Genomic DNA, 14,824 nt, shown 5'->3' with positions numbered 1-14,824 from the left:
GGCTTGTCTTTAGATATATCTTGAGTAATATCTTAAGATATATCGCACAAGACGGAGCCCATGTTGATGCGCGACCCTGCACCCCACGATCCTTTCGAGCGCCGCCCCGGCCGCGGCGAACGCGGCCCTCGCGTCTTCGCCCCCGGCGACCTCAAGCTGCTGATGCTGGCCTTGCTGGCTGAGCAACCTGGCCACGGTTATGACTTGATCCGCCAGATCGAGAACCTGTTCGACGGCAGCTACAGCCCAAGCCCCGGCGTCATCTACCCGACCCTCAACTTCCTTGAAGAGGCCGAGCTGATCAGCGGCCAGGTCCAGGGCAGCAAACGCCTGTACGCCATCACCGATGCCGGCCGCACCGCCCTGGCCGAGCAGGCGGTCGCCCTCGACGGCGTGCGCATGCGCATCGAAGTCAGCAAACGCGCCCTGCGCGGGCACGACCGCCCACCCGAGATCCACGAAGCGGTCGGCAACCTGCGCCATGCGCTGCACATGCACAGCGGGCGCTGGACACCGGAAGAAATCGAACGGGTCCGCGACCTGCTCAACAACACGGCCAAGGCCATTGCCTCCGGGCCGGACGATGCCGTTACGGAGAACACCCATGAGTGACACCATTCACCGCGTCAACCACGAAATCCGCCAGCGCCGCCTTGACGTGCTGCGCGTCACCGACCTGACCCCACGCATGCGCCGTATCACCCTGGGCGGTGCGGAACTGGCGGGCTTTACCAGCGTCGGTACCGACGATCATGTGAAGCTGCTATTTGCCGAAACGCCGGCGCAACAGCAAGCCATCGACACCCGTAACCTGGGCCGCGACGGCGGCGCACGGCCCACCATGCGCGAATACACACCACGGCGCATCGACCTGGTGGCCAACGAACTGGACATCGACTTCGTCCTGCACGGTGATGGCCCTGCCTCCACCTGGGCCGCCCAGGCGGCGCCAGGCCAACACCTGAACATCGCCGGCCCACGGGCCTCGTTGGTGGTACCGGATATCTTCGACAGCTACCTGCTGATCGGTGACGAGACAGCGATCCCCGCTATCGGCCGCCGCCTTGAAGAACTGCCCGCGGGCCGGCACGTGCTGGCGGTAATCCAGATCGAAGACGAGCAGGAACGCCAGCCGCTGCCAAGCAAGGCACAGGTGGATGTGATCTGGGTCCGGCGCCAGGAAGAAGACCTGCTCGCCCTGCTGAAGAACCTGACCTTGCCAGAAGGCAGGCTGTACGGTTGGGTGGCGCTGGAGAAAGCCCTGACCCGCCAGGCCAAGGCGTTGCTGCTGGAAAAAGGCGTGCCTGACGATGCCTTGAAAGCAGCAGCCTACTGGCGGGCGGACGGTACTGCGGACGACGAGTAAGCGCCGCTCTCGCGTAACGCGCTTGAGCTTCGCCCCAGATAATGGACGGGTGCCCAACATCTGGGGCACAGCTCAGCTTTGTGTAGGAGCAGCCTTGTGCTGCGAAGAGGCCAGTAGCATCACCCAGTTCTTCAGTGATGCCACTGGCCTCTTCGCAGCACAAGGCTGCTCCTACACGCTGACCGCCAACTGCCGGCCGCGCCAGCGGTCCAACCCCAGCAACACCAGCCCGATACCCCAGAACCCCGCCAACACCCCGAGGGCATTGAGCATCACCCGCCCATACCCGAGGCTCGCCACATCGATGAAGGGGTAGGCATACACGCCAATCTCACTGCCCCGCCACAGCGCATAGGCAAAGTACCCCGCCGGGTACAGCGCCCAGCCCGCCAGGTGCCACAGCCGCAAATGGCCCTTGGGCACCGCGAACCACCAGTACAGAACGAACAACGCCGGCATCACATCATGCAGCAACTCGTCTGCCAGCCATTGCCAGCCCTCGGGTTGCCACAAGTGGCGCAGCAGCACGCTGTAGGCCAACGCCACCAGCACGATGCTGGCCGCCACGGCGGAGCTGACCGACGGCAACAGAAAGAAGCGCCTGGCGCTGCCCTCCCGGCCAAACGCGGCATAGCTCAAAACCGTTGCTACCAGGGTGTTGGTCAGCACGGTGAAATAACCAAACACGTTGACCAGGCCGCCAATCAGGCTGGCCTGCTCCTGCCAGCGCGCCAACAGCACCAGATACACCTGCACCGCTAGGCCGAACCAACCGAGCACGGCGGCCAGGCTCAGCCACGGATGGCGCCGCACCTCAGGCCTTGCGCTGCAGCTTCACGTACAGCTGCTCGACCTTCTCCCGCGCCCAAGGCGTCTTGCGCAAGAAAGTCAGGCTCGACTTGATGGTCGGGTTGCTCTTGAAGCAACGCACATCGACGCGCTCGGCAAGGCCCTGCCATTCGTAGTGAGCCACCAGTTCGGTGAGGATCTGCTCCAGGGTCTTGCCGTGCAGCGCGTTGTGTTGGGCCGTGCTCATGCCAGTGCTCCAGCGTGGGAAAGGTGCGCACCTTACACGAGTGTAGTGGCCAGGGGACTCAGGTCGCTTGAAAAACCGCTGGCCAGAGGCGAAAGCCTTATGCTGAAATAGCAATGTTATACAGTAACAATACAAAAGCCTCTGCCAAGGAACGCCCCATCCCCATGCTGTACATCCCGCTCCGCCTCTCCCCCCTCGCCGTCGCGCTGTGGCTGGCCTCATCACCCAGCCAGGCCGTTGAACTCGAACCCCAGGTCATCACCGCCAACCCGCTGGGCAATCGCCAACTGGCCGCCCCGAGCACGGTCCTCGAAGGTGACCACCTGCTGCAACAGCAACACGGCAGCCTCGGTGAAACCCTGAACAAACAGCCCGGCGTCGCCTCTACCTGGTTCGGCCCTGGCGCCAGCCGCCCGGTAATCCGCGGCCTGGACGGCGACCGCATCCGCATCCTGCGCAACGGCGTCGGTGCACTGGATGCCTCGTCGCTGTCCTACGATCACGCCGTACCGCTCGACCCGGTGACCGTGGAGCGGGTCGAAATCGTCCGCGGGCCCGCTGCCCTGCTCTACGGCGGCAATGCCATTGGCGGTGTGGTCAATACCTTCGATAACCGCATCCCCGATGCGCCGATCGAAGGCATCCACGGGGCGGGCGAACTGCGTTACGGCGGCGCCGACACCACCCGCAGCAGCGCCGGTAAACTGGAAGCCGGCAACGGCGCTTTCGCCCTGCACCTGGACGCCAACAGCCGCCAGTTCAACGACCTGCGCATCCCCGGCTACGCGCGCAGCTCGAAGGTGCGTGACGCCGACGAGCCGGGCAGCAAACACCGCCTGGAGAACAGCGACGGGCGTCAGGATGGGGGCGCCGTCGGCGGGTCTTACCAGTGGGACCATGGCTATGCCGGCCTGTCCTACAGCCGCTACGACAGCAACTACGGCTCGGTGGCCGAACCCGGCGTACGCCTGGACATGCAGCAAGACCACTACGCATTCGCCTCTGAACTGCGTGACCTCGAAGGCCCGTTCAGCTCGGTCAAGGTCGATGCCGGCTATACCGACTACGAGCACAGCGAAATCGAAGAAGGCGAGGTGCACACCACCTTCAAGAACAAGGGCTACGAGGCACGCATCGAGGCGCGTCATCAGCCACTCGGGCCGGTTGAAGGGGTGATCGGTGCCCAGGTCAGCCGTAACGAGTTCTCGGCACTGGGGGAGGAAGCGTTCGTCCCGCATACCGATACCGACAGCCTGGCGCTGTTCACGCTTGAGCAATGGCAGGCCACCGAGCGCCTGAACCTGAGCCTGGGCGCGCGTTTGGAGCACACCCGCGTCGACCCGGATGCCAAGGGCAACGAGACCTTTGCAGCGGCCGACAGCGCCAGCAGTTTCAATGCCTTCAGCCTGTCTTCCGGGGCGGTGTACCAGCTCGACCCGGTCTGGGCACTGGCCGCCAACCTTGGCTACACCGAGCGCGCCCCAACCTTCTATGAGCTGTATGCCAACGGTGCGCATGTGGCCACCGGGGCTTACGAGGTGGGCGATGCCAGCCTGAACAAGGAAAAGGCCATTTCCGGCGACTTGGCCCTGCGCTTCGACAACGGCACCCACAAAGGCAGCGTCGGGGTCTTCTACAGCCACTTTCGCAACTACATTGGCCTGATCGGTACAGGCAACCTGCGTGAGGGCCATGACCACGACCATGGCGAGGATGAGCATGACCACGATCATGATCATGATCACGACCATGACGGTTTCCCGGAATACCAGTATCAGGGCGTGCGGGCGCGCTTCTATGGCATCGAGGCGCAAGACCGCTGGCAACTGGTCGAGAACCGCTATGGCAGCTTCGCGCTGGAGCTGTCCGGCGACTACACCCGGGCCAAGAACCTCGACAGTGGCGAGCCATTGCCACGAATCGCACCGCTGCGGTTGAACAGCGGCCTGGTCTGGGCGCTGGACCGCTGGCAGGCGCGGGTCGATGTGCAGCATGCCGCGTCGCAACATCGCACACCGGCCAACGAAACCAGCACCGATGGCTACACCACGCTGGGCGCGAGTGTGGGCTATCGCTTCGACATCGGGCAAAGCGAGTGGCTGGCCTTCGTGCGGGGTGAAAACCTGACGGATCAGACGGTGCGCTATGCCAGTTCGATTCTGCGGGATATTGCGCCAGCGCCAGGGCGCAGTGTGGAAGTGGGGCTGCGTACGACGTTTTGAGCTGCCATCGGGGCGCCCTGCGCCCCCATTCGCGTGTAGGAGCAGCCTTGTGCTGCGAAGAGGCCGGTAAAAGCACTGAAGATTTGCTGGGTTATCTCCGGCCTCTTCGCAGCACAAGGCTGCTCCTACAAACGGCACTGTTACCGGATCGACAACAATCAACTGCGACAATTTGTCTTTTTTTCTTACAACTTCCCCTATATCCTCCCCGCCGCAAGCTGAATCGCTTCATCGACTCCACCTTGTTGTCATCTCCATTGAAGGGCCCGCCCTTCGATGCCCTTGTCGTTTGTTCAATAATCAAAAGATAGCGCTATCTCATGTTCCAGCTGCCCAAAACCTGTTTCATCGGCCTTGCCCTCACCGCCTGTGCAACCCCTGCCAGCGCCAGCGAAATGTTCGCCAGCGATTCCCCGTGGATGCTGGGCGATTGGGGCGGCACCCGCAGTGAATTACTGGCAAAAGGTTACGACTTCACCCTCGGCTATACCGGCGAGATGGGCAGCAACCTGCACGGCGGCTTCGACCACGACCGTACCGCGCGCTACAGCGACCAGTTCACCTTCGGTAGCCACCTGGACCTGGAAAAGATCCTTGGCTGGAACGACACCGAATTCCAGCTGACCCTCACCGAGCGCCACGGCGACAACATCAGCAACGACCGCATCAACGACCCGCGTGTCGGCGGCTTCACCTCTGCCCAGGAAGTCTGGGGCCGCGGTGAAACCTGGCGGCTCACGCAACTGTGGGTCAAACAGAAGTACTTTGACGGCGCACTGGACGTCAAATTCGGCCGTTTCGGCGAAGGCGAAGACTTCAACAGCTTCCCCTGCGACTTCCAGAACCTGGCCTTCTGCGGCTCGCAGGTAGGCAACTGGGTTGGCAGCATCTGGTACAACTGGCCCGTCAGCCAATGGGCCCTGCGCGTGCGCTACAACCTCACCGACGCACTCTATGCCCAAGTCGGCGTGTACGAGCAAAACCCTTCCAACCTGGAATCGGGCAACGGTTTCAAGCTCAGTGGCAGCGGCACCCAGGGCGCCATCCTGCCGGTCGAACTGGTGTGGAGCCCACAGGTCAATGGCCTGAAAGGGGAATATCGCGCCGGCTACTACTACAGTAATGCCAAGGCACACGATGTGCTCGACGACAGCAACGGCCAGCCGGCTGCGCTCAGTGGCGCCGCCTACCGCAGCCGTTCGAGCAAGCACGGCATGTGGCTCGGCGCCCAGCAGCAGGTCACCTCGCTGGCGTCCGACCAGTCGCGTGGCCTGAGCCTGTTCGCCAACGCCACCTTGCACGACAAGAAGACCAATGCCATCGACAACTATGTTCAAGCAGGACTGGTATACAAAGGGCCCTTCGATGCCCGCGCCAAGGACGACATCGGCTTCGCCCTCGCCCGCGTGCACGTCAACCCGGCCTACCGCAAGAACGCCCGCCTGGCCAACCAGGCCGCCGGCCTCGACGACTACGACAACCCTGGCTTCCTGCCCGTGCAGGACACGGAGTACAGCGCCGAGCTGTACTACGGCATTCACTTGGCCGACTGGCTCACAGTGCGCCCCAACCTGCAGTACATCCGCCACCCGGGCGGGGTGTCGCAGGTTGACGATGCGCTGATCGGCGGCCTGAAGATCCAAAGCACTTTCTGAATCAACTTTTTGACATAACGGAGAACCTACGATGAGCACTGACGGTGCCAAGAATGGAACCCGCTGGCTACCGCGCCTTCTGGGCGTGCTGCTGTTGCTGATGGGCCTGGCCCTGCTGGCTGGCGGCATCAAGCTGAGCCAGTTGGGGGGGTCGCTGTATTACCTGATCGCCGGCATCGGCTTTGCCCTGTCCGGTATCCTGCTGCTGGCCCAGCGCCGCATCGCCCTCGGGCTGTACGGCCTGGTGCTGCTCGGCAGCACCGCCTGGGCATTGTTGGAAGTGGGCCTGGACTGGTGGCAACTGGTGCCGCGCCTGGCCATCTGGTTCGCCATTGGCGTGGTCCTGCTGCTGCCTTGGGCACGTCGCCCACTGATCGGCCCGGCCGCCAAGGCCAACACCGCGCTGCTCAGCGTCGCCGTGGTCGCCTCCGGTGCCTGCGCCCTGGGCAGCCAGTTCACCCACCCGGGTGAAGTGTTCGGCGAACTGGGCCGCGAGAGCAGCGAGATGGCCAGCGCCGCGCCAGCCATGCCCGACGGCGAATGGCAGGCCTACGGCCGCACCGAGCATGGTGACCGCTATTCGCCGCTGCGCCAGATCACCCCGCAGAACGCCTACCGCCTGGAAGAAGCCTGGCGCATCCGTACCGGCGACCTGCCGACCGACAACGACCCGGTGGAGCTGACTAACCAGAACACCCCGTTGAAGGTCAACGGCATGCTCTACGCCTGCACCGCGCACAGCAAGCTGCTGGCCCTGGACCCGGACACCGGCGCCGAAATCTGGCGCTACGACCCACAGGTCAAGAGCCCGGTCGGTACCTTCAAGGGCTTCGCCCACATGACCTGCCGCGGCGTCTCTTACTATGACGAGAACAACTACGTCAGCCGTGATGGCAGCCCAGCACCGAAAATCACCGATGCCGGCAAGACTGTCGCCCAGGCCTGCCCGCGCCGCCTGTACCTGCCCACCGCCGACGCCCGCCTGATCGCCATCAACGCCGACAACGGCAAGGTCTGCGAAGGCTTCGCCAACCAGGGCGTGATCGACCTGACCACCGGCATCGGCCCATTCACCGCCGGCGGCTACTACTCCACTTCGCCGGCGGCGATCACCCGTGATCTGGTGATCATCGGCGGCCATGTCACCGACAACGAGTCGACCAACGAGCCCTCTGGCGTCATCCGCGCCTACGACGTGCACGACGGCCACCTGGTGTGGAACTGGGACAGCAACAACCCGGACGACACCAAGCCTCTGGCACCCGGCAAGACCTACAGCCGCAACTCTGCAAACATGTGGTCGATCGCCAGCGTCGATGAAGACCTCGGCATGATCTACCTGCCGCTGGGCAACCAGACCCCAGACCAATGGGGCGCCGACCGCACCCCCGGCGCGGAAAAGTACAGCGCAGGTGTTGTCGCCCTCGACCTGACCACCGGCAAGGCCCGCTGGAACTACCAGTTCACCCACCACGACCTGTGGGACATGGACGTCGGCAGCCAGCCAACCCTGGTCCACCTGAAGACCGCCGATGGCGTGAAGCCGGCGATCATCGTGCCGACCAAGCAGGGCAGCCTGTATGTGCTGGACCGCCGCGACGGCACGCCAATCGTGCCGATCCGTGAAATCCCGACCCCGCAAGGCGCCGTGAAAGGCGACCACACCTCGCCGACCCAGGCCCGCTCCGACCTCAACCTGCTCGGCCCTGAGCTGACCGAACAGGCCATGTGGGGCGCCACACCGTTCGACCAGATGCTGTGCCGCATCCAGTTCCGCGAACTGCGTTACGAAGGCCAGTACACCCCGCCGTCCGAGCAGGGTTCGCTCATCTACCCAGGTAACGTTGGCGTGTTCAACTGGGGCAGCGTGTCGGTCGACCCGGTACGCCAGTTGCTGTTCACCTCGCCCAACTACATGGCCTTCGTGTCGAAGATGGTGCCGCGCGAGCAAGTGGCCGCCGGCAGCAAGCGCGAAAGCGAGACCAGCGGCGTGCAGCCCAACACCGGCGCACCGTACGCGGTGACCATGCACCCGTTCATGTCGCCGCTGGGCGTACCGTGCCAGGCGCCTGCCTGGGGCTATGTGGCGGCCATCGACCTGTTCACCAACAAGGTCGTGTGGAAGCACAAGAACGGCACCACCCGCGACAGCACACCTGTGCCAATCGGCCTGCCGGTAGGCGTGCCGAGCATGGGCGGTTCGATCGTTACCGCAGGCGGCGTCGGCTTCCTCAGCGGCACCCTGGACCAGTACCTGCGTGCCTACGACACCAACAACGGTAAAGAGCTGTGGAAAGCCCGCCTGCCGGCCGGTGGCCAGGCCACGCCGATGACCTACAGCGGCAAGGACGGCAAGCAGTACGTGCTGGTGACCGCTGGCGGCCACGGCTCGCTGGGCACCAAGATGGGTGATTACATCATCGCTTACAAACTCGCCGACTAAGCTTCTAGCGGCAAGCTACAAGCCACAAGAGAAAGCGGGGCCTGCAGGGCCCCGTTTTTTTTTGCAGCTTGCACCTTCTAACGCAAAGCTTGAAACCCATCCCCCCGCGCCCCATCTAAGCACCATAGTCATTCACGCAGGTGCCCCATGAGCAACCAGCAGGATTTCCCCGAACACCCCGACGAACACAGCGAAGTCGAGCACGCCGATACCCAGGCCACACCCGGCCACGCCCTCGCCCTGCCCGGCCAGCAACTGCCGGACAAGGTCTATGTGATCCCGATTCACAACCGCCCGTTCTTCCCGGCACAAGTGTTGCCCGTGATTGTCAACGAAGAGCCCTGGGCAGAAACCCTCGACCTGGTCGCCAAGTCACCCGACCACTGCCTGGCGCTGTTCTTCATGGACACCCCGCCCGAAGACCACCGCCATTTCGACACCTCCGCCCTGCCGGAGTACGGCACCCTGGTCAAGGTGCACCACGCCAGCCGTGAGAACGGCAAGCTGCAGTTCGTGGCCCAGGGCCTGACCCGGGTGCGCATCCGGACCTGGCTCAAGCACCATCGCCCGCCCTACCTGGTCGAGGTGGAATACCCGCGCCAACCCACCGAGCCTACCGACGAGGTCAAGGCCTACGGCATGGCGCTGATCAATGCGATCAAAGAGCTGCTGCCGCTCAACCCGCTGTACAGCGAAGAGCTGAAAAACTACCTCAACCGCTTCAGCCCCAACGACCCGTCACCGCTGACCGATTTTGCCGCAGCCCTTACGTCGGCCACCGGCAGCCAGTTGCAGGAAGTGCTCGACTGCGTGCCCATGCTCAAACGCATGGAAAAGGTCCTGCCGATGCTGCGCAAAGAGGTCGAGGTGGCGCGCCTGCAGAACGAGATCTCGGCCGAGGTCAACCGCCAGATCGGCGAGCACCAGCGCGAGTTCTTCCTCAAGGAGCAGCTCAAGGTCATCCAGCAGGAGCTGGGCCTGACCAAGGACGACCGCAGCGCCGACCTCGAACAGTTCGAGCAGCGCCTTGAGGGCAAGACCTTGCCCGCCCAGGCGCAGAAGCGCATCGACGAAGAAATGGGCAAGCTGGCGATCCTCGAGACCGGCTCGCCAGAATACGCCGTGACCCGCAACTACCTTGACTGGGCCACCGCCCTGCCGTGGGGCGTTTACGGCAAAGACAAGCTCGACCTCAAGCACGCGCGCAAAGTGCTCGACCAGCACCACGCCGGCCTTGATGACATCAAGGAACGCATCCTCGAATTCCTCGCCGTGGGCGCCTGGAAAGGCGAGATCAGCGGCTCGATCGTGCTGCTGGTGGGCCCACCGGGTGTGGGCAAGACCAGCATTGGCAAGTCCATTGCCGAATCGCTCGGCAGGCCGTTCTACCGCTTCAGCGTCGGCGGCATGCGCGACGAAGCCGAAATCAAGGGCCACCGCCGCACCTACATCGGCGCCCAACCGGGCAAGCTGGTTCAGGCGCTGAAAGACGTCGAAGTGATGAACCCGGTGATCATGCTCGACGAAATCGACAAGATGGGCCAGAGCTACCAGGGTGACCCGGCTTCCGCGCTGCTGGAAACCCTCGACCCCGAGCAGAACGTCGACTTCCTCGACCACTACCTGGACCTGCGCCTGGACCTGTCCAAGGTGCTGTTCGTCTGCACCGCCAACACGCTCGACTCGATCCCCGGGCCGTTGCTTGACCGCATGGAAGTGATCCGCCTCTCCGGCTACATCACCGAAGAAAAGCTGGCCATCGCCAAGCGCCACCTGTGGCCCAAGCAGCTGGACAAGGCCGGCGTGGCCAAGACCAGCCTGAGCATCACTGACAGCGCGCTGCGCACCGTGATCGAGGGCTATGCCCGTGAGGCAGGGGTGCGGCAGCTGGAGAAGCAACTGGGCAAACTGGTGCGCAAAGCCGTGGTCAAGTTGCTGGAGGACCCGGATGCCAAGCTCAAGATTGGCAGCAAAGACCTGGAGGCCGCGCTCGGCATGCCGGTATTCCGCAGCGAGCAGGTGCTGGCCGGCAAAGGCGTGATAACGGGTTTGGCCTGGACCAGCATGGGCGGCGCCACGCTGCCGATCGAGGCCACCCGCATTCATACCCTCAGCCGCGGCTTCAAGCTGACCGGCAAACTGGGGGATGTGATGAAAGAGTCCGCCGAGATCGCTTATAGCTACGTCAGCTCCAACCTCAAACAGTTTGGCGGTGACCCAGGCTACTTCAACGAGGCGTTCATCCACCTGCACGTGCCCGAGGGTGCTACGCCCAAGGATGGCCCAAGCGCGGGGGTGACCATGGCCAGCGCGCTGCTGTCGCTGGCGCGGGACCAGGCGCCGAAAAAGGGCGTGGCCATGACCGGTGAACTGACCCTGACCGGCCAGGTGCTGCCCATTGGCGGGGTGCGTGAGAAGGTGATTGCCGCCAAGCGGCAGAAGATCTTCGAGCTGATCCTGCCCGAGGCCAACCGCGGCGACTTCGAAGAATTGCCAGACTACCTGCGTGAAGGGCTGACGGTGCATTTTGCCAAGCGCTTTGCCGACGTGGCGAAAGTGCTGTTCTGATCAGTCCTGGCCTGTTTGCGGCATTCGCCGTGAACAGGCCTGTACCGGTGGCACAAATTTGCACGTGCTTCGGTTATCCTCAGGTCATCGCCAGCCTACGGAGCCAACATGACCGCCCCTCGTCTGCTCGTTCCTCTGAGCCTTACCCTGCTTGCAGCCTGCGCCCAGCACCCCCTGCAAACCGTCGAACTGGACGCCGAAAGCGAATGCCCCCAGCGTTTGAAGGTGGGCCAGGCACTCACCCTGACCCTTCCAGGAAACCCCTCAACCGGCTACCGCTGGCGCATTCAGAACCCTGCCGCGAGCATCCTGCAAAGCCTCGGCCCCGAGGTCTACAGTGCCCCCGATGACACCGACGTGGTCGGCAGTGCCGGCTCCTCCACCTGGCGCTACCTTGCCAGCAGTGCCGGAGAAGCCCAACTGGTGCTGGTGTATCAACGCCCCTGGGAGGCTGAAGTCGCACCGGTGCAGAGCTTCGAGTGCAAGGTCATCGTCCGCTGACCGCGCTTAACGCCTGTCGCTGGCAACCTTGACTGCCTACTGGTACGTGCACGGGCCCCGAAGCCCTGCCATGGCAAGATGCTCCGCCTTTGGCTAAAATGCGTCTCCGTTTCACCCCGTATCGAGCCCGCCGTGAGCAAACAACCCGACCGCCTCTTCGCCCAACCTCTGGAGCAGGTACCCGACTTCGCCTTCAACGAAGACGTGGTGCGCGTGTTCCCGGACATGATCAAGCGTTCGGTGCCAGGCTACCCGACCATCGTCGAAAACCTCGGCGTGCTGGCCGCACGCTTCGCCCAGCCGAACAGCACGCTGTACGACCTGGGTGCCTCACTGGGCGCTGTCACCCAGTCGTTGCGCCGTCATGTACGCATCGACGGTTGCCGCGTCATCGCCGTGGACAACTCCGCTGCGATGGTCGAGCGCTGCCGCCAGTACCTCACCGCGCAGGACTCGATGTTCCAGGAGCTGCTGCCGGTCAACGTGCTGGAAGCCGATATCCTCGCCCTGCCCTTCGAGCCGGCCTCGGTAGTGGCGATGAACTTCACCCTGCAATTCATCGCACCCGACCAACGCCTTGAGTTGCTCGGCCGTATCCGCCAGGCCCTGCTGCCGGGCGGCGCGCTGATCCTCTCGGAAAAACTGCGTTTCGCCGACGATGACGAGCAGAACCTGCTGAATGAACTGCACCTGGACTTCAAACGGGCCAACGGCTATAGCGAACTGGAAATTGCCCAGAAGCGCAGTGCCATCGAGAACGTGATGAAGCCCGACACCCTGGATGCGCACAAGGCGCGCCTGCGCGCTACGGGTTTCTCCAAGGTCGTGCCGTGGTTCCAATGCCTCAACTTCGCCTCGCTGATAGCCCTGCCATGATCGATCTGTCTCCTCTGGTCCGCCGCCTGGCGGGCACCCCCCTGGCTTCCTGGTCGCAAGGCCTGCAAGCGCAACTGGAAGCCAAGCTGGAAAAAGGCCACGGCGACCTCGATCGCTGGCGCGGCGCGCTGGATGCCCTTCCCGCCCTGCAACCCAGCGAAATCGACCTGGTCAACGGGTTGCGCCTGGATTGCGACTGCGACGACGCCACCCGCGCGCAAATGCGTGAGGCGCTGATGGGCTTGTCGCCCTGGCGCAAAGGGCCGTTCGACCTGTTCGGCGTGCACGTGGACACCGAATGGCGCTCGGACTGGAAGTGGTCGCGGGTCAGCCCGCACCTGGACCTCAAGGGCAAGCGCGTGCTCGATGTCGGCTGCGGCAACGGTTATTACCAATGGCGCATGCTCGGTGCCGGTGCCGATATGGTGATCGGGGTCGACCCCAACTGGCTGTTCTTCTGCCAGTTCCAGGCCGTGCAGCAGTACTTGCCCGAGCTGCCAGCCTGGCACTTGCCGTTCGCCCTGGAAGATTTGCCGGCCAACCTTGAAGGCTTCGACACGGTGTTCTCCATGGGCGTGTTCTACCACCGCCGCTCCCCCATAGAGCACCTGCTGGCGCTCAAGGATTGCCTGGTCAAAGGCGGCGAGCTGGTGCTGGAGACGTTGGTGGTCGAAGGCGACGAGCAACAGGTGCTGGTCCCAGAAGACCGCTACGCACAAATGCGCAACGTCTGGTACCTGCCCTCGGTACCCGCTCTGGAGCGCTGGTTGCGCCGTGCCGGCTTCAGCGATGTACGCTGCGTCGATGTCAGCGTCACCAGCATCGAAGAACAGCGCAGCACCGACTGGATGCGCTACCAGTCACTGAGCGACTTCCTCGACCCCAATGACCAAAGCCTGACCGTCGAAGGCCTGCCCGCGCCGCGGCGCGCAACGATCGTGGCGCGCAAGTAGCGCCTAGTTGAAGACCTTCGCCATCTCCCGGGAATGTTCGCGTATCCCTGCCCACTGGGCGAGAAACTGCCTGAAGTAGTAAATGAACACCGCCAGTTGCTGGCGGGTGTTCATCTTCCCTAAGTGGCCTGCCGCGCTTTCCAGGTAGGCCTCGATGGTTTGCCAGGCCGTGTGCAGGTGACCCGCCGCAAGCACCACATCCCACAGGTCGAGCTCCAGCTGGCCCATGTTGGAGTTCACCTTCTGTACGCGCCCTTCCACCCGACGAAACTCGCTCAACTGGTGGCTGACTGCGCTGCGCCGATGCTCCAGGCGATGAAGTTCTGCGCGCGCTGACTTGGCTTTGGAGCCATATATAGAATTGCCGATCAACGCGCCGAAAGGGCCGCCGATCCAGCCGAGTGAGGATTGCCTGGAGTAACGCTCATACTCACTGCGCACCGCCTTGATGTCCTCATCCAGGCTGGCCAGCTCCCAGGCCAGGTTTTCGCCATCCGGGGCCTGTGAAAAGCGCGCTGCCGCTCGGCACTTCTCCACCACTTCCGGGCGTAGCTTGAAACGCGCCTCGTCGCGAAAGCGCTCGAAGCCTATCCGCACTTGATCGAGCTGCAGGTCGAAATCGTCGATCAGCGCATGCAAGCCCATCAGCCGGTCAGCCATCGAACTGATCAACGTGCGGTCATGCTCATCGAGCGGCACATCGGGCGCCTCGCGCAGGCTGTCCCACGAAGGTCGATTGGGCCCCAGCGCACGCGTGCGCGCGACCAGTTGCACGACCTCGGCCCCGCAATCCTCGACCTGGCTGGCGTGCGCCTCGAGCTGAAGGGTGACCGCCTGGGTGCTGCGCTCCAGATGGCTCCAGCTTTGCCCGTGTGCGCGCAACCGCTTGAACATGGCGAGCATACGCTCAGGCGTCAACTCTGGCTCGGCAATGCTGGTGTAGCCAAGCCAGCGCAAGGTCTGCGTGCGATCGCCCGGCAGCGCCAGCATGCGCTGGCTGTAGTCGCTGAGGGTCTGGCGTGATTCGCGGGTCAGGATCAGGCCCGCCCGGCCCTGTCCTTCACGATCATCCATTGCGCCGATCAAGGCGCCAGGCAGGACTATCGCCTTTTGTTGCTGCTCTTGGAAACTCAATGTCCGGGGATTCATTGTTCGACTCTCATCCACTTGGATATGGCGCAGCCGACCGCGCCCGATGAGCACG

General features: G+C 63.6%; 12 protein-coding genes. 9 read left to right on the top strand and 3 right to left on the bottom strand.

Annotated elements, in window-relative coordinates:
• Positions 1-66: 66 nt before the first annotated feature.
• Both GIB19_RS11900 and GIB19_RS11895 read left to right on the top strand, forming a co-directional pair.
• Positions 67-612, top strand: coding sequence for a PadR family transcriptional regulator (locus GIB19_RS11900; RefSeq protein ID WP_027594168.1), 546 nt, complete (start codon positions 67-69; stop codon positions 610-612).
• Positions 605-1,366 (top strand): siderophore-interacting protein, encoded by a 762-nt coding sequence (locus tag GIB19_RS11895; protein ID WP_274886111.1) that lies wholly within the window; start codon positions 605-607, stop codon positions 1,364-1,366. Before GIB19_RS11900 ends, GIB19_RS11895 begins: the two co-directional genes overlap by 8 nt.
• A 171-nt stretch (positions 1,367-1,537) precedes the next feature.
• Here GIB19_RS11895 and GIB19_RS11890 read toward each other — a convergent pair whose 3' ends face one another.
• On the bottom strand, positions 1,538-2,179 hold the full coding sequence (locus tag GIB19_RS11890) for a Pr6Pr family membrane protein (protein WP_085273570.1): 642 nt from the start codon (positions 2,177-2,179) through the stop codon (positions 1,538-1,540).
• Between the two features lies 1 nt (position 2,180).
• Positions 2,181-2,402: a VF530 family protein gene (locus GIB19_RS11885; protein WP_027594165.1), complete on the bottom strand. Its 222-nt coding sequence runs from the start codon at positions 2,400-2,402 to the stop codon at positions 2,181-2,183.
• A 164-nt stretch (positions 2,403-2,566) separates the two neighbouring features.
• On the opposite strand from GIB19_RS11885, the gene GIB19_RS11880 reads away from it, so the two are divergent.
• From GIB19_RS11880 to cmoB, 7 genes are all read left to right on the top strand, one after another.
• Positions 2,567-4,624, top strand: coding sequence for a TonB-dependent receptor (locus tag GIB19_RS11880; RefSeq protein ID WP_274886105.1), 2,058 nt, complete (start codon positions 2,567-2,569; stop codon positions 4,622-4,624).
• Between the two features lie 320 nt (positions 4,625-4,944).
• On the top strand, positions 4,945-6,279 hold the full coding sequence (locus GIB19_RS11875; protein ID WP_027594163.1) for a carbohydrate porin: 1,335 nt from the start codon (positions 4,945-4,947) through the stop codon (positions 6,277-6,279).
• A gap of 31 nt (positions 6,280-6,310) precedes the next feature.
• Positions 6,311-8,722, top strand: a complete 2,412-nt coding sequence (locus tag GIB19_RS11870; RefSeq protein ID WP_099430282.1) for a glucose/quinate/shikimate family membrane-bound PQQ-dependent dehydrogenase — start codon at positions 6,311-6,313, stop codon at positions 8,720-8,722.
• Positions 8,723-8,869: 147 nt separating this feature from the next.
• Positions 8,870-11,290 (top strand): endopeptidase La, encoded by a 2,421-nt coding sequence (gene lon / locus GIB19_RS11865; RefSeq protein ID WP_027594161.1) that lies wholly within the window; start codon positions 8,870-8,872, stop codon positions 11,288-11,290.
• A 108-nt stretch (positions 11,291-11,398) separates the two neighbouring features.
• Complete coding sequence (locus GIB19_RS11860) at positions 11,399-11,791, top strand: protease inhibitor I42 family protein (protein WP_099430283.1); 393 nt, start codon at positions 11,399-11,401, stop codon at positions 11,789-11,791.
• Positions 11,792-11,923: 132 nt separating this feature from the next.
• Positions 11,924-12,667, top strand: coding sequence for a carboxy-S-adenosyl-L-methionine synthase CmoA (gene cmoA / locus GIB19_RS11855; protein WP_274886102.1), 744 nt, complete (start codon positions 11,924-11,926; stop codon positions 12,665-12,667).
• Positions 12,664-13,620, top strand: a complete 957-nt coding sequence (gene cmoB, locus GIB19_RS11850; protein WP_099430285.1) for a tRNA 5-methoxyuridine(34)/uridine 5-oxyacetic acid(34) synthase CmoB — start codon at positions 12,664-12,666, stop codon at positions 13,618-13,620. The genes cmoA and cmoB overlap by 4 nt, the downstream gene beginning before the upstream one ends.
• A 3-nt stretch (positions 13,621-13,623) precedes the next feature.
• Here the strand turns inward: cmoB and GIB19_RS11845 are convergent, their stop codons facing one another.
• Entirely contained in the window at positions 13,624-14,694 is a 1,071-nt protein-coding gene (locus GIB19_RS11845; RefSeq protein ID WP_274886100.1) for an alpha-xenorhabdolysin family binary toxin subunit A, read from the bottom strand.
• Positions 14,695-14,824 lie beyond the last annotated feature (130 nt).

It is taken from the genome of Pseudomonas sp. ITEM 17296, from assembly GCF_028895205.1.
GTDB lineage: Bacteria > Pseudomonadota > Gammaproteobacteria > Pseudomonadales > Pseudomonadaceae > Aquipseudomonas > Aquipseudomonas kermanshahensis.
This window is presented reverse-complemented; position numbering and strand designations above follow the sequence as displayed.